This window comes from Sediminibacterium sp. (assembly GCF_051860225.1).
Classification (GTDB): Bacteria; Bacteroidota; Bacteroidia; order Chitinophagales; family Chitinophagaceae; genus Sediminibacterium.
Genome location: NZ_JBHYEI010000001.1, coordinates 210,053 through 230,078 on the forward strand (window position 1 = coordinate 210,053; position 20,026 = coordinate 230,078).

Annotated in this window: 12 protein-coding genes; all 12 read right to left on the reverse strand. The window is 34.9% G+C overall.

All coding sequences use genetic code 11. From position 1 onward, the window contains the following. Nucleotides 1-13 precede the first annotated feature (13 nt). The gene (locus tag ACTIEI_RS00765) at nt 14-448 is read right to left on the reverse strand and encodes a 6-pyruvoyl trahydropterin synthase family protein (RefSeq protein WP_439504364.1); all 435 of its coding nucleotides are present in this window, start codon (nt 446-448) and stop codon (nt 14-16) included. Nucleotides 449-537: 89 nt separating this feature from the next. Then, nucleotides 538-1,689 (reverse strand): galactokinase, encoded by a 1,152-nt coding sequence (gene galK / locus ACTIEI_RS00770; RefSeq protein ID WP_439504365.1) that lies wholly within the window; start codon nt 1,687-1,689, stop codon nt 538-540. Nucleotides 1,690-1,692: 3 nt separating this feature from the next. Continuing rightward, nucleotides 1,693-3,081, reverse strand: a complete 1,389-nt coding sequence (locus ACTIEI_RS00775) for an arylsulfatase (RefSeq protein WP_439504366.1) — start codon at nt 3,079-3,081, stop codon at nt 1,693-1,695. 27 nt (nt 3,082-3,108) lie between these two features. Then, nucleotides 3,109-4,566, reverse strand: coding sequence for a sulfatase (locus ACTIEI_RS00780; RefSeq protein ID WP_439504367.1), 1,458 nt, complete (start codon nt 4,564-4,566; stop codon nt 3,109-3,111). Nucleotides 4,567-4,590: 24 nt separating this feature from the next. Next, entirely contained in the window at nt 4,591-5,709 is a 1,119-nt protein-coding gene (locus ACTIEI_RS00785) for a formylglycine-generating enzyme family protein (RefSeq protein WP_439504368.1), read from the reverse strand. A 4-nt stretch (nt 5,710-5,713) separates the two neighbouring features. Further along, the gene (locus tag ACTIEI_RS00790) at nt 5,714-7,237 is read right to left on the reverse strand and encodes a sulfatase family protein (protein WP_439504369.1); all 1,524 of its coding nucleotides are present in this window, start codon (nt 7,235-7,237) and stop codon (nt 5,714-5,716) included. Between the two features lie 113 nt (nt 7,238-7,350). Next, nucleotides 7,351-11,400, reverse strand: coding sequence for a hybrid sensor histidine kinase/response regulator transcription factor (locus tag ACTIEI_RS00795; RefSeq protein WP_439504370.1), 4,050 nt, complete (start codon nt 11,398-11,400; stop codon nt 7,351-7,353). Between the two features lie 171 nt (nt 11,401-11,571). Then, nucleotides 11,572-13,032 carry a sulfatase-like hydrolase/transferase gene (locus ACTIEI_RS00800; protein ID WP_439504371.1) on the reverse strand — a complete coding sequence of 487 codons (1,461 nt, stop codon included), beginning with the start codon at nt 13,030-13,032 and terminating at the stop codon, nt 11,572-11,574. After that, a complete protein-coding gene (locus ACTIEI_RS00805; RefSeq protein ID WP_439504372.1) occupies nt 13,029-16,001 on the reverse strand; it encodes a sulfatase-like hydrolase/transferase in 2,973 nt (990 codons plus the stop codon). Before ACTIEI_RS00805 ends, ACTIEI_RS00800 begins: the two co-directional genes overlap by 4 nt. A gap of 126 nt (nt 16,002-16,127) precedes the next feature. Beyond that, nucleotides 16,128-17,522: a sialate O-acetylesterase gene (locus ACTIEI_RS00810; protein WP_439504373.1), complete on the reverse strand. Its 1,395-nt coding sequence runs from the start codon at nt 17,520-17,522 to the stop codon at nt 16,128-16,130. A 70-nt stretch (nt 17,523-17,592) separates the two neighbouring features. Next, nucleotides 17,593-18,735: a glycoside hydrolase family 43 protein gene (locus ACTIEI_RS00815; protein ID WP_439504374.1), complete on the reverse strand. Its 1,143-nt coding sequence runs from the start codon at nt 18,733-18,735 to the stop codon at nt 17,593-17,595. A 7-nt stretch (nt 18,736-18,742) separates the two neighbouring features. Further along, nucleotides 18,743-19,966, reverse strand: coding sequence for a glycosyl hydrolase (locus tag ACTIEI_RS00820; protein ID WP_439504375.1), 1,224 nt, complete (start codon nt 19,964-19,966; stop codon nt 18,743-18,745). Between the last annotated feature and the right edge of the window lie 60 nt (nt 19,967-20,026).

The window sequence follows — 20,026 nt, forward strand, 5'->3', positions numbered from 1 at the left end:
GGGATTTCTAAGTTTATCTGGCAGTACTTTCCCACTCTGCATAGGAATCACTGGTCTCATAAATTTTTAATTTTTTTAATTTAATTTCATTGGGCAACTCTGCTAATAATACGTTTCTGATATAAAGTAATATATTCTCAGCCGTTGGTTCCATTTCCCAAATTATTAAGTTCTCTGATGCAGCTGCATGTGGGTGTTCTACTAAAAAATCTTTTGACAGAATTAACCGATGGTCTAATTCATCAACAATAATTCGATTCACTATTTTTTTTAAGTCTTTAAAGTCAATTACAAAGCCTGGCTTAGGCAAGTATACCATATCATCGGCATCTGAACCCACTGTTACATGTAGCACATAAGAATGTCCGTGGATATTTCTACAATGGCCATTATATCCATGAATAGCATGCGCTGTTTCGAATCTAAATATTTTAGTTACCTGAATCATTGGGCAAAAATACAGTATTACACACTACGCTTGATTTTTCAATATGGTTTGGGGCTTGACTTTACCTTTTAGTCTTTCACACCCTGATTTCAAATTACCTCCGTGCCGTTTTCTATAGTGGCAATATAATAATCCAATGGTAATCCCATCGCAGCTTCATAAGCTGGTTTAATACTTTTGATTAATGATTCAATTTCATCTTCTAGAACCAAGTTAATGGTGCAGCCTCCAAACCCGCCACCCATCATTCTTGCTCCTATTACTTCAGGTTTATCTTTTACAAAGTCTACTAAATAGTCGAGTTCCTTGCAACTGACTTCATACTGACTGCTTAAGCCAATATGTGTTTCAAACATACATTCACCCATTGAAGCAATATCATTTTTTGCTAAAAAATGGCATGCTTCATGCAGTCTTTTCATTTCATCTACTACGAATCGACTCCGTTGATAGGCTATAGCATTATTGGGCTTTACGAATTGCTCTAACATTTCAACTGTTGCATCCCTAAGAGAAAGTACTTCAGGATGGTGGTGCTGAATTAACTCAACTGCCTGCATACATTCTGATCGGCGAGTATTGTATTCTGAAGATGCCAATGAATGTTTCACATTCGTATTCAACAATAGAATTTTTATTCCTTCTAAGTTAAAAGGTACATATTCAAATTCAAGAGAACGACAATCCAATTTTATTACTTGATTAGCCTTACCCATCATAGAAGCAAACTGATCCATAATACCGCACATTACTCCTGCATATTCATGTTCTGCTTTCTGTGCCATTGAAACCATTTCAACGCGGTCAATATTGGTTTGTAACAAATGGTTTAAAGCAAATACAGTAGCACATTCTACTGCAGCGGAGGATGAAAGACCTGCACCAATAGGAACATCACTTGTAAGTACTGCATTAAAACCTGGAAGCTGTATTGAGCGTTTTAAAAATTGAGCAGCTCCTCCCAAAATATAATTGGGCCAACTTATATCTCCAATAGGCTTTAGTTGATCAACTGTAGTAGAAAATTGTTCATTTAAGTCTAAGGCAGTCAAATTAATTTCATTATCATCTCTTAGAGAAATGGCTATATAAGCGGCTTTATCAATGGCTGCTGGCAATACAAACCCATTATTGTAATCGGCATGTTCTCCAATAATATTAACCCTTCCAGGAGATCTAACGATTATCGTAGGTTGGTGATGATATTTTTCAAAAAAAAGTTTTTCTAATTGGGTTTTCATGGCTTATTTAATTTGAAATAATGGATTGCTCGATTTTATTCTTTCTTTATCCATTAAAGCTTCTAACAATTTTACTTTTTGCTCATTTTGTGCTGCAATATCAATGGTTTCACCTCTATCAATTGCAAGATCATATAATTCTGTTCGAATTGGAGTAGTGCCTTTGTAAAAACGTATGGCTTTCCAATTTTTTTGCAAGATGGCTTGCTTAAATCCACCTTCGTAAAACTCCCAATATAAAACATCATGAGCCAATTGCTTTTTACCTCTTAATGCATTCAGTATTGAAATTCCATCCGTTTTAGGCATCGTTTTAACCCCTGCTATTTCACTAAATGTGGGAAGCATATCCCAAAATGAACCTACATAATCACTAGAAATATCTCTCCTTATTTTACCTTTCCAACTAGCAATAAATGGGACTCTTATACCACCTTCATACAGGTCTCTTTTTGACCCTCTTAATCCACCACTGCTATTAAAGAAATCAATGTCTTGATTGGTTCTACCACCTTCTTTGTGTGTTCCATTATCACTAGCGAAAACAATGATGGTATTATCATATAATTTTTGCTGTTTTAAATAAGCAACAATTTGTCCAATGTATTCATCCATCTGAGAAACCATTGCCGCATAAGCCGCTTTAGGAAAAGCTTGTGGGCCATAATGCTGCCCTGTCGGATGCGCTTTTTCTGAGCCAAATTTACTCGTACCATCTTCTGTTAAATAGGGAAGCATTGCAGTTTTGGGTACAACTAATTCTGCATGAGGTAAAGTATATGCTAGGTATAAAAAAAAGGGACTAGCTTGCTGTTCTTGTATAAATGTTTTTGCCTGATTCGTAAACCATTCATTGCTGTATTGGTTTGCAGGAATTTTAACTCGAGTAGTTTTCCCATTCAACAATTGCCATGCAGAATCTGGTTTTTGGTAATGCCCTTCTACATGATGCAACAATCCAGCAAAAAAATCCCAACCTTTATTTTCAGGGGCACCAGTTGTTCCAGCCTGCCCTAATCCCCACTTACCTACTAAGCCATTTTTATACCCTGCTTTATGCAAATACTGTGGCATAATACTATCGGATTCAGCTAATGGTATTTCTCCATTGCCTCTAATAGAAACATGACCTGTATGCAATCCAGTCATTAATGAAGCCCTAGAAGGAGCACAAACAGTACTTCCCGCATAAAACTGCGTGAACTTTATTCCTGACTTTGCTAATCCATCAATATTAGGTGTACTTATTTGAGTAGATCCATAGCAGCCTAAATCGCCATATCCCAAATCGTCCGCCAATATAAAAATGATATTGGGTTTCTTCTTTTGCGCAAATAAATTTTGTTGATTAGCTAGAAGTAAAAAAAATAAACCAGTAAGTATTCCTTTCATTACTACGAATTTAATATAAACTTACTGTCAAAGCGTTTTTGCACCAATTTGATTTAACCAACTTAGTAATTGTCTTTTTAATTGATTGGTTAGGGCTTTGTTTTTTAATGCAATATTATTTTTTTCAGCAATGTCTTTTGTTAAATCAAAAAGCGCTACCTGTTGATTTTCGTAATGATAAATCAATTTATACTCTCCTGAACGTATTGCTGCGCTTGGCTTTCCACCCTGATTGCTATAATGAGGATAATGCCAAAACAACATTCGTTTTTTATTTACTTGTTGAATCATTGGAAAAATATTGTCTCCATCTATCATTGAATCTTTTTTGTATTTCCTATTGATTGCACTCGCTAATGTTGGATATAAATCAGCAGTAGTAACAGGCAAAGATGAAACCTTACCAGACAATAGTTTCCCTTTCCAATATATAATTAATGGAACCCTTATCCCACCTTCGTATAACCAACCTTTTCCTGCTCTGAATGGCGTGTTTACAGTATTGCTTCCTTCCGCTGTACTTAACCCACCATTATCAGAGGTAAAAACAACAATTGTATTATCGTCTAAGTTGAGAGATTTAATTTTATTCAATAGCCTTCCGACATTCCAATCCATATTTTCGATCATGGCAGCGTACACCGGATTGTCTTGAATTAATCTTCTTTTCCATCCAACTTCTGGCTTCATCCAATCCTCATCTTTGGCAAATCTTTGTTGATCATTCAATCTTAACTGATCTTTTTTGAGTTGATATTTTTTAATCAATGATTTGGGAGCCTGTAATGGATTATGAACAGCATACATTGAATACATTAAGAAAAATGGTTTATCTGATTTGTTTTCTAAAAATCGAATACACTCGTTGGTTAATCGATCCGTTAAATATTCCCCCATGGGCCCGTCTGACAATAACGGGTTTTTATAGGGCGTAAAAAAACCGCCTGTACTATCATTCAATTTACCCGTTGGGGCACCCTTGCTCCATCCCCCAATATTTGTTTGAAATCCTTGGTGTTGTGGCCAGAATTTTTCTACTTCCCCTAAATGCCATTTGCCCGCAAAAAAAGTTTGATAGCCATTTTCTATTGCATATTCTGCAATTGTTTTTTCTTCTAATGCTAATTGAAAGGAAGTTGGATGGGTGTTTATTTTTTCATATTCCCGCTTTTTCCCATCTTCACTTCTTCCAGGAATCCAATCGGTAACTCCAGTTTTAGTTGGATATTTTCCAGTCATCAAGCTAGCCCTTGTTGGACTACAAACAGGACTAGTTGAATATGCATTAGTAAATTTAATACCCTCTTTTGCTAATTGATCTAAAAAAGGGGTTTCATAAAAAGTACTTCCATAACTAGTTAAATCGGCCCAACCCAAATCGTCTGCAAGTATCACAATAATATTGGGAGGAGTATGATGCTTTTGTGCATTAAGATCACACAAATAAAATGATACTAAAAAAATAGCAGCTATTTTTTTAAACATAAACTTCCCTTTTACAAATTAATATTATGGCTTGGTAATATCACGAACACATCTAAATCCAGTATGCTCTAAACCTGTATCAGGGCTACTCTTCATTCTTCTTGCAACACGATACCCACTGCAATAAGCATCATTACACAAGAAGCTTCCACCACGCAACACTCTTTTTGGTGTGTAAGGGTCTTGTGGATCATAACTTTTATTAGGTCCTGAAGGATTAAGGCTGTTGGTTTTAGCAAGGGTCTTATAATAATCATGATGGTACCAATCACTACACCATTCCCAAACATTTCCTGCCATATCAAATAATCCGTAATTGTTACAGGAAAACATTTTTACCGGAGCATATTTTAAAAAACCATCTTTCTGTTCATTGAAATAAGGAAAATTCCCTTCCCAACTATTTGTTTTAGGCTTTCCCTGATTAACTCCTTCGTTACCCCAAGGATAAATCTGGTTGATACGTCCCCCCCTTGCTGCAAATTCCCACTCTGCTTCTGTTGGTAATCTTTTTCCAGCCCATTTACAATAAGCCATTGCATCATCCCAACTCACCTGTACAACCGGATAATTTTCTTTCCCTTTTATAGAACTGCCTGGTCCTTGTGGATGTTTCCAATTAGCTCCATTAACCCAACTCCACCATTGACTATAGTCATTTAAGTTAACTGGTCCATTGCTTTGCTTAAACACTAAAGAAGCAGCTACTAATAAACTATCTGCTGGCTTTGGTGTGCCTGGTGGAACTGATTTTTTTAATTCGTCCCAATCAGGTTTACGCTCTGCTGTGGTTATATACCCTGTAGCATCAACAAATTTTTGAAACTGCGCATTGGTCACTTCAGTTACATCCATATAAAATGGCGCAATGGTTACTGTATGTTTGGGGAATTCATCTTCTGCAGCTTGGTCATTATCTCCACCCATTTCAAAACTACCTCCAGGAATTAATACCATATTTTCATAAGAACTATCTCCGCCAAAAGCAATATTTGAATCAGCATTTGCACCAAACCTTTGGGGCACTTGCATACAAGCATGTGCAGTATCTTTTTGCGCTTCCAACTTATTATTATCACTGTTGTTACAACTTAATAATAACAAAAACATGAAAGAAATAAATCCAGCCTTTTTATTAACCATCAATTTAATTTTGTTTAATCTTATCTAACTGAGCTTTCATTTCATTTACCCTTTCAGGATAAACCGATGCAAGGTTTTTGGTTTCCCCTGGATCGTCTGCTAAGTTATACAATTGTGGCTCTAAGGAATTACCCAATTCAGTATTAGTGTCTTTATTTATTTTAGGCCCTTTTGAAGGCTCAATATATTTCCAATTTCCTACCAATAAAGACAGTGTAGAATTAAGTGACTGTTCAACTAAAAATTCTCTAGACTTTGTACTTTGGTTCATTAAGCTAGACAATGCATTCTTACTGTCTTGTGCTTGTCCCTCTTCTTTTGTAACACCTGCAACCTGAGCTAAACTAGCATACAAATCTATTTGACTAAACAAGGCATCATTAACTTTACCTGGTTTTACTTTAGCTGGCCAGCTAACGATAAAAGGTACTCTTGTACCCGCTTCAAAAGCACTGTATTTACCTCCCCTAAATATTCCATTAGGTTGGTGTTTGCCTAATTTTTCAACGGCTTCATCTTTGTACCCATCGTCAATTACTTGACCATTGTCGCTAGTAAAAATAATCATCGTGTTCTCTAATAATCCATTCTTTTTCAATACTGCTTCAATTTGTCCTACCGTCCAATCTAATTGCAACAATACATCACCTCTTGCCCCCATTCCACTTTTACCAACAAATCGTTCATTTGCGATTCGCGGAACATGAATATCATGTGTTGAGAAGTAAAGAAAAAATGGTTTTGATTTTTGTTGAGTGATATATGTTGTTGCCTTTTGAACCAATATATCTGCAAAATCTTCATCCTTCCAAAGTGCTGCATTTCCTCCAGTCATATAGCCAATTCTGCTAATTCCATTTACAATAGTCATATCATGTCCATGCGAAGGATGCAATTTTAATAATGCTGGATTCTTTTTTCCAGTTGGTGCACTGGGATCAATCGGCTCTTTGTAACTCACTTTGATAGGATCATTCTTATCTAAATTGACAACCTGGTGATTTTCTACAAATACACAAGGAACTCGGTCACCGGTTGCTGGTATCAAAAAAGAATAATTAAATCCAATCTCGAGTGGTCCGGGGGCAATTTTACCATTCCAATCTGCTCCTTTTGCATCCCCTAATCCTAAATGCCATTTTCCAATTACGGCAGTATGGTACCCTCCTTTTTGTAACATACCTGGTAATGTAGTGGTAGTTAATGGAATTATCAAAGAAGCATCTCCTGGCGCAATACCTGTTCCTTGCTTACGCCATGCATATTTTCCTGTCAGCAATGAAAATCTTGAAGGTGTGCAAGTTGCAGAAGTTGCATGAGCATTTGTAAAACGAACACCATTTTTAGCAAGACGGTCTATATTGGGCGTTTTGATTGCAGCAGTACCATAAGCACTTACATCACCATACCCTAAATCATCTGTATAAATTAAAATTATATTAGGCTTCCCGTTATTTTGAGAGTGCAGATTTGTTGAAATAATTAAAGTAATTGCAAATAGCAAAAATCGACAACCTCTTTTATACATAAAGCTAATTTTAAAGTATTGGCAACAATATAACTTGCTAAATTATCTTATTAAACCAATTCATTTTTCCCAAAAAAGGGGTACAAACGTGGCAAACAGGACATTTAAAAATACTATTTTCTATAATCAGAAGGATTGACCCCAAATTGATCATGAAACCTTTTTCTAAAATATTTGATATCATTAAACCCTGAATCAAGTGCTGCTTCAGTAACAGAATAATTACCACTGGCTAATAATTTAGCTGCAAAGTTTAATCGAGCAGTTCTGATGAATTCATTCCCTGACATTCCAGTAACCGCTTTTAATTTTCGATAAAAAGTAGACCTACTCATAAACATAAGATTGGCCAAATCATCATTATTGAAATTACTATTAGCAATATTCTCTTCAACTAGTTTCATCAACTTAACTAGGAACTCTTCTTCAAAAGTTTTGATTTCAAAATTTCCTGAACCTAAGAATATTTTTTTAGCGTATAAATTCTTTAATGTGTTTCTTGAGTTGATTAAATTATGAATATGAACCAATAATAATTGAGAATTAAATGGCTTTGGCAAGTATACATCTGCTCCTTCCCTAATACCCTGAACATGGTGCTCCATATCCGATAAAGCTGTCAACAAAATAATAGGGATATGAGAAGTGTCTTTATTGGACTTTAATTTTCTACACAATTCTATACCATCTAACTCTGGCATCATCACATCACTTACTATTAAATCTGGAATAGTTTCAAATGCTTTTTCGATTCCTTCTTTCCCATTTATAGCAGTTACAACTTTGAATGTTGGCGATAGAATTTCAGAAACGTATTGTAGCATATCAGATTCGTCTTCTACCACAAGAATGATTGGTTGATCTTGCCCTATCTGATCTATTTCTTCACTCATATAATCGTAGTTTAAATTGGTATCGTTTTGTTGATTTGTTTGATAGATGGCATCTACAGATGCATTGAGCAAAGCATCATTTACAGCTATTGAAGGTAAGATAACTGTAAATGCACTTCCATTTATTCCATCACTTTCCGCTACAATAGTTCCTCCATGCAATTGGATGAGTTCTTTTACAAAAGAAAGTCCTATTCCTGTTCCAGAAATGGTAGTGGCATCTTCTTCTCTACCTCTATAGAAACGCTCAAATATTTTATCTAACTCATGAGGAGGTATTCCTTTACCAGTGTCGTTGATGGTTATTTTGAATTGATTATTTTCATGTTTTTGAACTGAAAAATGAATACTACCACCATTTGGGGTAAATTTAAAAGCGTTAGAAAGTATATTATATATGATTATTTCTAATTTATTATGGTCAAAATTGAATGATAGGTACTTTTCATTTGAATTAAATTGATAAACAATATTTCTTCTTCTTGCCTCGTCTATAAATAAGAGATAAATTTCATGGCAGAAAGAAACAATTTCACCGGGCTGCAGCGAAAGTTTCAAACTTCCAGCTTCTGCCTTTTGAAAGTCTAATAATTGGTTTACCATCCGCAACATTCTCTTTGACTGTTTCTGAACCAACCGCAAACTTTTTTCAATAGATAGCTCAAATTTTTTCCTTTGTAATAAATCATCTAACGGTCCCAATATCAAAGTAAGTGGGGTTCTAAATTCATGTGATATATTCGTAAATAATCTTTCTTTAAAATCAGACAATTTGTTTTCCTGTACCCTTTCAAATTGACTTAATGTCAATTGGTTTTTAAGGGCAACTTGCCTTAAACCCAAATGCCTAGTTAACCATAGTAAGAAAATAAAAACGGTTGTATAAATACAATAAGCCCACCAAGTTTTCCATGGTGGAGGTAAAACATGTATGGTTAATTCATGTATGGTAGGATTCCATGTTTTATCACTATTGGTTGCTTTTACTTTTAACTGATAAGTACCAGGTGCCAAATTGGTAAATGAAACCAAGCGATTGTTTCCAGTATACACCCAATCATTATTAAAACCCGCTAACTTATACATGTATTCATTCTTATCAGGGGCATGGTAATCTAAGGCTGCAAACTCTAATGAAAAAATATTTTCTTTGTGAGTGAAAGTTATTTCCTTGGTTTCGTAAAGCGGTTTTTTTAAAAAGGAACTATCTGCATTAATTGAACCATACTCATATGGGGTATTATTGATAGATAAGTTAGTAAAATAAATGGGAGGATTGAACGTATTTATTTTAATACTATCAGGGAAGAAATAAGTGAGCCCTTCTAATCCTCCAAAAAAAAACTGCCCTTTTGAATCTACAAATGAAGCATTTTCGGAGAAAACAATGGATTGAACTCCATCTCGTTTATCAAATACAGCAAATGAATTAGAGTATTGATTATAACGGATTAAACCTTTATTGGTGCTTAGCCAAATATTTCCATTTTTATCGGGTATTACTGCATGAATATAATCACTTGGCAAACCTTGTTTGGTAGTGAAAGTTTTAACTTGTAGCAACCCATCTTTAACACCAGTAATTTTATTCAGTCCATTTTGAGTTCCTGCCCAAATATTCCCATACTTATCTTCAGATAAACACAAAATAGTATTATTACTGATTACATTTTGTGTTACATCATTTTGAGTAAAAACTTGAAACTGATTCGTTTCAGGTAGATAAAGGTGCAACCCCTTATAGGTTCCTACCCAAAGCCGTTTTTTAGAATCAACTAATAGGCTACTAATTCGCTCATTTTGTAATGCCCCTTTTACTCCATATGCTGGTTTATAATTTTTAAAAATGGGGTGCCCTTTTTTATTATACCCAGCTATATAGCTAAGCCCATTCTCTTGTGTTCCAATCCAAATTCTTCCAGTATGATCTTTAATGATTACATTAAGCTTTTTCCCTCCAATTGAATTACTATCATCTACAATTGGTTTATAAACAGCCAAAACTTTGGCTTTATCAGATTCATTAATTACGCTTATTAATCCATTGCTAGTTGCTACCCATAAATAGTTACCATCTTGCAAAAATGAACGACTTTCATAAAGCAGCTTCATTTGGTTAGATGCGTTTTTTTCAGCAATTTTTACTTTTTGAAATGTTTTCCAATCTTTAGCATATTGAAGCCCATCACCTTTTGTGCCTATCCAAATTTTATTATATGGATCAACAAATACCGATAGTACATGGGTGCTTTCTAAAAAAGATCCTTGCTGATTTTCATACCCTATATTGCGAAACATTTTCTGTTTCAAATCAAATTTAAATACGCCTGCTCCGTCAGTTCCAACCCATAATAAACCTGATGGATCTTCTTGTATTGTTAAGATAATTTGATTGTCTTTGGTATAAAGTCCTGGGATATTTAATTGAACCTGATCAAACTTATTAGTGCCCCTATCAAACTTGTTTAAACCACCTCCCCAAGTGCCTACCCACAAACAGCCTTTACTATCTAAAAACAGTCGATATGTATTATTGGAACTAAGCGAATTTGGAACTCCTGAAGTATGCCTAAAATTTTTAAATGCTTTGGTTGCTAAGTTTAATTGGTATAATCCTTGATTCCATGTTCCCAACCATAAACAATTCAATTGTTTATCTTTTACAATGGAAGTAATATTAATATCAGGAATACCAAAATTAATTGTATAATCATTTTCAAGTTGAGGATTAATATGCCTCAATCCACTATTCGTTGCTAACCAATAGCCATTTTTTTCATCAGATTGAATATCGAAAGTTTTCCAAACAGTACTTAGGACGCGAAACTTTCTAGTTGCCTTATTTAAATACTGAAAACCTTTCCAAGTTCCAATGAATACTTTATCTGTATCTGTATCAAAAATCGATAAGATATAATCAGCATAAAAACCTTCGCTATTTTGGTTATCATTAATATAATTAGTGATAACACCAGACTTTATATTAAACCCACTTAAACCACCAGATTTTGTTCCAATCCAAATAATATTGTTCTTGCCATTTTGGATTACTTCTATAGATTGGCTCAAAAGATTTTTACCTCTTCCAAATTCTTTGTTCAATAGCTTCATTTGATACCCATCAAAACGCTGCAATCCACCCCTAGTTCCAAACCAAATAAATCCATTTTTATCATGAATGATAGAAGTAACTTCATTATTAACAAGACCATCAGTTATACTAATAAACGAACTAGCTTGTTGAGAAAAAGCCAATTGGCTTAAACCCATCAATTGCAGAAAGCAAAAAAATATTGCAACCCTGAGTAACAATTTGTCGTAATTAATCGTTAGTTCTACTGTACAATCTAAAGAAATATTAATAGCAAAACAAATAGTAGTATGAGTAAAAAATAACTAACACCAATTTTTATATTTAAATGCTGTTTATCCTTTTGCATCTTAATAAATTTTCACATTGCGAAATTTTTCCAGTTGCGCAGGATCTGCAACTCTAACTTTTCTATTATTCATTAAATCATCATGAATCATTAATGTGATGGTATCCCAGATTGCTCCTTCCCTCCAAATAGGTTTCATTTTGTCTTTCTCCCAATCCAATAATTGATTCTTCATTTTGGCATAGATGAGGGGTTCAGTATTACGTATGTCGATGGTTTCACCAGGATTATTTTTTAAATTATATAAACGATCCTCCAAACCTTTAACCCTAATCAACTTATATTGATGATATCGTATAGCTGCTTCAGCGTCTTTTCTCCAGATCAACTGATCATGTGGTGCAGTTGATTTTTTCCCCTTTAAGAAAGAAACTAAACTTACTCCATCTAATTTATTTTTCATTGGCTTTGTAAAACCTGTAGCTTCTAAGGCTGTAGGAAAAATATCCAATGATGAACTTAAACCTTCGTATTGATGATGCTTAAATTGTTTTGGCCAACTCACTAAAAAAGGAATTCGATGACCCGCTTCAAACTTATTGCCTTTAAACCCTTTTAAAGGGAGATTGATGGACTGATTGTTATGAGCACCTCCATTGTCACTTAGAAAAAAGATTAGCGTGTTTTCAAAAATACCTTGGCGTTTCAATTCATTCACCATATTCCCTACTGCTCTATCTAAAGCAAAAGTCATGGCTGCTAATTTTTGCCTTGGATGATTAGCAAATTTTTGCATATCCGCTTCACTTGCTTCCATAGGCGTATGTACTGCATTGGGGGCCCAATACATAAAGAATGGATGTTGACTATTTTGTTTAATATAATCAACGGCTTTATTTCCAAGCACGTCTGTTAAGTATCCGTCAAAAGTAACTTGCTGTCGATTTTCGAGTAATGCGTTCTTTGAGCCTGGTCGATCGTCTTTATTGGGTTGATAAAAATAACTTCTACCCCCACTTAAGAATCCATAATAATAGTCAAAACCTTTAGCCAATGGGTGTTGATTGGCATTAAAGCCTACATGCCATTTCCCAAAAGCTGCTGTTGCATATCCCTGTGATTTTAATAATTTAGGTAAAATCACTTGTGCAGTATCCATACCTGTATACCCTTCTCCTTCATTGCATTCGTATCCAAATCTTTGTTGATACCTACCTGTTAACAATCCTGCTCTTGAAGGACTGCAAACCGTTGCACTCACATGTGCATCTAACAATACAACAGAAGAACTTGCCAATAAATCTAAGTTGGGAGTTTGCAAATCTTTAGCCCCCATGAATCCAAAATCGGCATAACCTGCATCGTCAATTAAAATAACAATGATATTTGGCTTACTTATAGTTGTTTTGGTATTAAAAGAAGTAGTGCCAATAAACAATATCAACATGAGCAAGAGTATACCAATGCTCACAAAAAATAATTTAGACTGACTAAGACTCATATAAAATTTCCAAATCCTCATTTCTTTGGCAATTTTTTTGATTTATTGTAAAGTTCTTCTTGGTTTAAACCAAAGAATAAAGGTGCAATGGTATTGGCTTCCCATTTTTTTCGTTGCAATTCAAAACTGTTCAATGAAATATTGTTTTGATCAATTATATTTCTCTCTTCTCCAATATCTAATTTCAGATTATAGACTTGCATGCTAGTGTCTTTAATTATTACTTCTTTAATTCCCGACTCGTGTAACACCGCGTAATTCTTTTGATCAAACTGTCTCCAGAATAAATATTCATGTGGAGCTTTTTTAGGTTTCCCCTTGATGAAAGGGATTAGATCAACACCGTCTAACTCATTTTTTGGCTTGGCCGTTGAAGTAATATTTGCTGCAATTGTTGCAAATATGTCTAAAGAGATAATTGGCTGATTGTACTTTGTATTTGGTGCAATTTGTTTTGGCCACTGCATGGCAAAAGGCACTCTAATTCCACCTTCATAAAAAGAACTTTTTCCAGCTCTTAATACTCCATTATTACTTGCATTATCCGATTCAGGACCGCCATTATCGGATAGAAAAATCACCATTGTATTTTCCGTTAAGCCCAACTCATTTAACTTATCTAGAACAGCACCAACCCCATCATCCACAGCACTCACCATGGCTGCATATGTTTTTCTCTTGACATCTTTTATATGTTCAAATCGGTTTAAATACTTGGGCGATGCTTGTAATGGACTATGAGGTGCATTATATGCCAAATACAAAAAGAAAGGCTGCGCTTTATTTTTTTCAATAAATGATACTGCTTCTCTAGATAAGACATCCGTTAAATATTCGGTTTCTTCTACAGTTTGTTCATTCCTAATCAACTTGGTTCTATAACTCTGTCCTTCATTTTTTGCACTATCCTGATGAGCGATATCATATTCATTGGGGAAATAACGGTGACCTCCACCAAGGAATCCAAAAAATTCATTAAAGCCCCTATTCCAAGGTCTAAATTGTTCATGAACACCTAAATGCCATTTCCCTATTCCCATTGTATTATATCCTGCTTGTTGCAAAAATGCTGGGAGCGTTTGTTCTGTTAAAGGAAGACCAATGGTTGAATCAAATGGCTTATAAAGTGGATTACGGCTGTAGCCAAATCGATCTTGGTATCTTCCAGTGATCAACCCTGCTCTGCTTGGCGCACACACTGCATAACTCACATAACCTTGACTAAATACCACCCCGTTTTTTGCAATACGATCAATATGTGGAGTTGGAATATCTTTTGAGCCGTTGAATCCTACATCGGCATACCCTTGATCGTCTGTAACAATTAATATTATATTAGGATTAGACTTATTGGGATTAGGTAATTCGATAGCACCAATATCTGGCTGATCATTTATAGGTTTTCCTAAAATATCTTTCTCCACTTTTAATCCAATTCTTATCCCAATACTATCATTGGGTAAGTGATTAATTTGAATCCCTTTGTTTTGAACTAATGAAACATTTAGTGGCGTATAATCTGTAATTGCTAACCCTGCTTTATTTTTAAATACGGGATTACCAAAAACTGGGGAAGCATCTTTAAATGGAAAATTACTTGGCCAATTATTTGCACGTAGAAAAAGATTGTTATTAAATTCTACATTGGGTATGACATCTGTATCTAATTCTTTTTTCTTTTGATCGCCCGCTACCGATTGTGCTGCTGATTCAAAATAAAAAATATTATTAGCAATTAATACTCCGTTAGCACTACTACTCGCTGCTATTTTAGGGGTAATATTTTTTGCAACATAGATAGTATTGTTATAGAAATAACTATTGTATGGACCTGTATTTTTCTTTTGATCGCCAACATAACCACTTAGCCAAAAGATTTTGCCTTCTTGAAATGCGCCATTTTCCCCTTTAATTCTATACCCATCATTAATGCTGATATTATATCGATAAGCACAGTTATAATTGTTCCCTAATATTTCACAAAAGCCTCCTGCATTATTTGCACTAACATTGTATTGAATAATGATATCATTGCAATTATAATCTATATGAACGCCTGCAGAATCAGCCGGTCCATTGGCATTTTCGAAGCGATTATGTTCAATTACAAAATTGGAGCAGCTCCATGTCCATAAACCACTTCCCCTGCCCCAGTTCCTACTGTCGGAAGTAGAACCAGAATGATTAATGGTGTTATGATGAATATGTGCATTATTGACTCCAGAGAATTGCATTCCTGGTCCACCTGTATTGTTTACAACACAATTGGCAATTTCCAATTGCACTATTCCATTTTTAGTGGCGGTTGCTTTTAATCCTGTATGACTCACATTATAAATGGTTGTTTTGAGTAATTTGATATTACTCAATTTTCCTTGCTTGGTATTATTAATAATTCTTATTCCCCACCCATAACTTTGGGTTCCATTGGCAGATTTTGTTTCTGCTGCCGAGCGTGTAAAACCTGGCTGATTAAAATAAACATCATGCACATTCAAATCGGTCAAAATAATATTTCCCTGCGACTCTTCTTTAGTAAGTTCTACCAATACCCCACATTTCATTGCAGACTTATTGGTAGAGTCGGTTTTGGGATAAGGTGTCATTCCCGTAAATTCAATTCCTTTAACAGTAATATGTGAACTATTCTGTATTAACAGCGCATTTAATTGATTCCCCGCATCAATAGTGGGTCGTTCGTTTTTTCCTTTATGACTATAGCTTGAAATGACAATTGGTTGCTTTAGGGCCCCATTGCTATTTTTTATAACCAGCATCCCAACAAATTTTTGACCTGATGCAAAAAGTACAGAGTCACCTGGTTTTAATGAAACTAAATTGACTGCATCAATTGTTTGAAAAGCTAGTTTTACACTTGTTCCCTTATTCGTATCTCTTCCTGATTCGGCATTGATATAATAGTTAGTTGCCTTTGATGAAAAGCTAAAAGACAAAACAGCTATAAAAAATAAGAAAAAATGATGCTTCATTAATACATTAATTTGAGCTCGATTTTTGAAACTAAGCATAAATAGACAATCTCCTAAAGCTAAAATGAATCTAATGTAGAGACCGTATTACAAGGCTCAAAAAAGGGGGACAAAGCATTCAATTAATTACCAATTGTCTGTTCTAAAAGAAGATGCTGGTAAGCCTTGGATATTATATATGCTTGCTTCTGTCCAACTAGTAAAGCCATAACGAACACTTACTGGATTTTTTACCTCTTCATTCCATACCGTGATACGACCATTTTTATCTTTTGTAAAGATTGCTTTAGCAGGATAAAAAACTTTGTCTTCCCCTGCAATTTCAAAACCAGACAAAGGTTTCCCGAAACTGGTTAAACCCATTTCAGCATATGTAAAACTAATTTCTAATTTACCATCAGTTGTATTTTGTATTGATTCATAAACAGGGCCACTATATGCGAATCCTTTAAGTTGATAGTCATTTGCCAATGCCCAATAAGCCAGCCTATTTCCAACCATTTCTTTTTGTGCTGGATGTATCATATTTTTTTCTCCAATATCCATGGTAACCGCCATACCAGTATTCTTTTCAGTCAACATGGTTTTTAATTGAGCTTCTCTTAATAAAGCTGCATTCACTTTGCCTCCTTCAAATGGCGCAATTTGAACAAAGTAAAAAGGAAAATCTCCTTGCTTCCATTGTGTTCTCCAAGACTGAATCATGGTTGAAAATAAAGCTTGGTAATCATGGGCATTCTCTCGATTTGATTCGCCTTGGTACCAAAGTACTCCTTTAATGGTGTATCCAATATATGGATGCAACATAGAATTGTAAAGAATAGTCGGCGTTCGATTGGGTTCTGCAATAGGAAGCTTTTGCGGAATGGGTTTAGTGTTAAACTTTAGAAGACTTTGTTGATCCATCCAACTCTCTATGGTAGAAGCCCCCCATGCAGATTGTATGATTCCAACAGGAATCCCGAGTACAGATTGTAATTTCCTCGCAAAAAAATAGGCAGTAGCGCTAAAATTACCTGTAGTTTCTGTATTAGCGGCTTTCCAATTTCCATTTGAATTATCTAATGGAGTTAAGCTTGATACTTTGGGCGTATTGAAAAATCGAATTGAATTATTGGTTGAATGCAGAATTGCTTCATTACTTCCAATAATAGGTTGATTGGGGTTGCCTTTAACTGGCATTTCCATATTGGATTGACCTGAACAAAACCATATTTCTCCAATAAGTACATCATTCAATGTAATAGTATTGCTTCCTTTTATTTCAATATTATAGGGGCCCCCAGCTGAAGGCGTGGGCAATTGAATCTTCCATTTGCCTTGTGCATTAACTATTGCAGTGGCCGATTTTCCCCAACTCGCTTTAACGGTAACTTTTTTATTGGGTTGATCCCTCCCCCATATAGATGCAGCTGTTTGTTGCTGTAATATCATATGATCACTAAAAAATCCTGGCAGCTGCGTTTGCGAAAAAGACTCGATACCTAAAAATATAAATAGTATAAAGCAATATTTTTTCATTGATTGATCAGTTATTGTTTTTGGGAGAGCCTTCAATATTGTAAAGTATGTATTTTTTGCATTACCACACTTAAAGAAAAATACTTAAGTCCCATTGATCAAACCATCTTAAAATGGGCTTACCGTCTTCAAATAAAATAGGCAACCATATATATCTTCCATCAATTGCATTTTTGGGTGTCCACCGATCGCCCATATAAATGAATGCATTTTTCTTACCCATCACAGGAATGATATAAGTGCTTTGAGACCAAAAAGTCGTTTTATTTTGTGCTTCAGTTCCTCTACTAGGATCACCCAATTCTTTCCATGGTCCTTGTATATGATCTGCAACCGATAATCTAGCAGGATTGGGATCCCATCCAGTTGTTCCAGAACTAATCATATAATATTTCCCATCTTTTTTAAAAATGGCTGGCGCTTCATTGGCCTTTCCTTCTAATACGCGCGTATACTTGCCAGTAAAATTCTGGTAGTCATCCGTTAATTCAGCAAAATGAAGTGTTTGATTATTTTCAGATGAATGAATATGATACGCTTTGCCATCGTCATCAACAAACAATGTCATATCACGAGCCATTTGTCCTTTTGAATAATCTCTTCGAACAAAATATCCTTCTGCCAGCAATTTTTGTCCTTCAGGAGATTTCCATTTCATTCCTTCAACATTTAACTTAGGATCGGCTTTTTTGAATGAGTCGGGAAAATTCATTGGCCAATTTCCTGCATTAGGATTTATACTCTTAATATATTGATAGGGCCCAGTTATTTTTTTACTAATTGCTAATCCAGTTAATGCAGCTTTATATCCCTGTCCTTTTAGTTCGTGGTGAAACCACATGACAAATGTTTTGGTCTTCTTATTATATATCACTTTGGGTCTTTCTATAATGCAACCTTTCACTAATAAACTGGTTGTGTCTTCAACAACTGATAAAGCAATCCCTTCATCTTTCCATTGGGTTAGATTTTTTGAAGAATATACATGAACACCTACCATTGCCTTATTCCCTTCCTCACCTTCTACTTTGTGTTCACCAAACCAGTAATATGTTTTATTATGAAACAATATTCCACCTCCATGAGCATTAATATGAACGCCCTTATTATCTAACCATAATTTTCCTGGAGTGAATCCACTCGACTCCTGCTTTTGTGCAAAAACTAAACTAGTACTCAGTAGTAGTATACTACTAATTAAATATTTTTTCATTAAATTTCTATTTTACTAAAACTGCATCCCCAATAATATTTCCTGAAAGCGATTTTGTTGTAGGTAAACTCTTCCAATACAATGCTATATTAGTTAAACTATTGTCGAGATTAACTGCAGGTAGAGGACTCGGAAAAAAATAAGCATATCGCTCTATAAAGGACTGATTATTCATCCACTCTGTAGAGAGTTTCATGAAATACTTATGAACTGTTTCAGACGTTCTATTGATATTAGCATTGTATTCTGTTAACCAAATAGGTGTATTGGGATAAGCTAATCTTACATTATTCATATAGTTAGTGAATCGAGTAAAAACTCGCTCTGCTGTTAATGAATCGGTAGCTGCATTATTATTTTGATTTCCCCAATCGTACCAATGAACGGCTATATAATCAATTCGCAGTTTTTGAGTTACCGCTTTTGCCATAAAATTAGTCAGCCATTTTCCTGGTCCAAATGCTTGGTCTTGTGTAGTTACAGGCGAGCCTAATCTAAGGCCTGTTTTCATCATTATTTTGTAACGAGCAATTGCAGTGTCAACTGGAACATTGGATTGATCGGTATTATCTGGTTCATTAAATGAAAGTAAGTGGTCAACATCATTTCGCTCTATTAAATATTTAGCTTGTGGATCTGTACAAGTTCCTTTACCCCAGGTCATTGGAACAAATTGTTGGTTCACAAATGAAGCTTTGTCTATGCTCCAACCATAATACCATTGAGCTGCAAAATTTTGAACTGCAACAGCATTCGTTGAGCCAGTTCCTTTCTTTTCTGCATTATTAATTTTAATGTATCGTATATAGGAAATATTGTTTCTTAATCGATTAGGCAAATTGGCTTTGATTGCACTGTCTTTTGCTACGAATGTAGCTGCTTCACCTGTTCCATCTAAATTTTCTGCAAATACCACCATATAATCTTTGGGCAAATAAAAAGAGATAATCTTATCTTCTAATCCTGCAGGAATTGCTTTAACTTTTGCAGACGAAAGATTGTATGCAGTATAAACAGTATCTGCTTTTAGTTCTGTCCAAGGAGAAGCGATATTTTCAACTGTTGAAAGAGTTAAAAATTGGCCAGAATAATTCCCTTGTGGTACTGTTACCGGAGGAGTTGGTGGAGTTGGAGTGGGTGTTGGCGTTACTGTTTGTTCAGTACTTTTTTTACATGCAACTAAAGTAGAGACCACCAAAAAAGTCGACACCAACAATTTAGAAAATTTCATATGCATAAATTTTAGCGAATCGGCATCACTAATTTATGCTATGTTAAGAGGCCAAATTTC

What these genes read in the sequence shown, in the direction of transcription:
- ACTIEI_RS00765 (WP_439504364.1), bottom strand. Translation starts at nt 448, where the DNA reads ATGATTCAGGTAACTAAAATATTTAGATTCGAAACAGCGCATGCTATT.
- galK (WP_439504365.1), bottom strand. Translation starts at nt 1,689, where the DNA reads ATGAAAACCCAATTAGAAAAACTTTTTTTTGAAAAATATCATCACCAA.
- ACTIEI_RS00775 (WP_439504366.1), bottom strand. Translation starts at nt 3,081, where the DNA reads ATGAAAGGAATACTTACTGGTTTATTTTTTTTACTTCTAGCTAATCAA.
- ACTIEI_RS00780 (WP_439504367.1), bottom strand. Translation starts at nt 4,566, where the DNA reads ATGTTTAAAAAAATAGCTGCTATTTTTTTAGTATCATTTTATTTGTGT.
- ACTIEI_RS00785 (WP_439504368.1), bottom strand. Translation starts at nt 5,709, where the DNA reads ATGGTTAATAAAAAGGCTGGATTTATTTCTTTCATGTTTTTGTTATTA.
- ACTIEI_RS00790 (WP_439504369.1), bottom strand. Translation starts at nt 7,237, where the DNA reads ATGTATAAAAGAGGTTGTCGATTTTTGCTATTTGCAATTACTTTAATT.
- ACTIEI_RS00795 (WP_439504370.1), bottom strand. Translation starts at nt 11,400, where the DNA reads ATGGGTTTAAGCCAATTGGCTTTTTCTCAACAAGCTAGTTCGTTTATT.
- ACTIEI_RS00800 (WP_439504371.1), bottom strand. Translation starts at nt 13,032, where the DNA reads ATGAGGATTTGGAAATTTTATATGAGTCTTAGTCAGTCTAAATTATTT.
- ACTIEI_RS00805 (WP_439504372.1), bottom strand. Translation starts at nt 16,001, where the DNA reads ATGAAGCATCATTTTTTCTTATTTTTTATAGCTGTTTTGTCTTTTAGC.
- ACTIEI_RS00810 (WP_439504373.1), bottom strand. Translation starts at nt 17,522, where the DNA reads ATGAAAAAATATTGCTTTATACTATTTATATTTTTAGGTATCGAGTCT.
- ACTIEI_RS00815 (WP_439504374.1), bottom strand. Translation starts at nt 18,735, where the DNA reads ATGAAAAAATATTTAATTAGTAGTATACTACTACTGAGTACTAGTTTA.
- ACTIEI_RS00820 (WP_439504375.1), bottom strand. Translation starts at nt 19,966, where the DNA reads ATGAAATTTTCTAAATTGTTGGTGTCGACTTTTTTGGTGGTCTCTACT.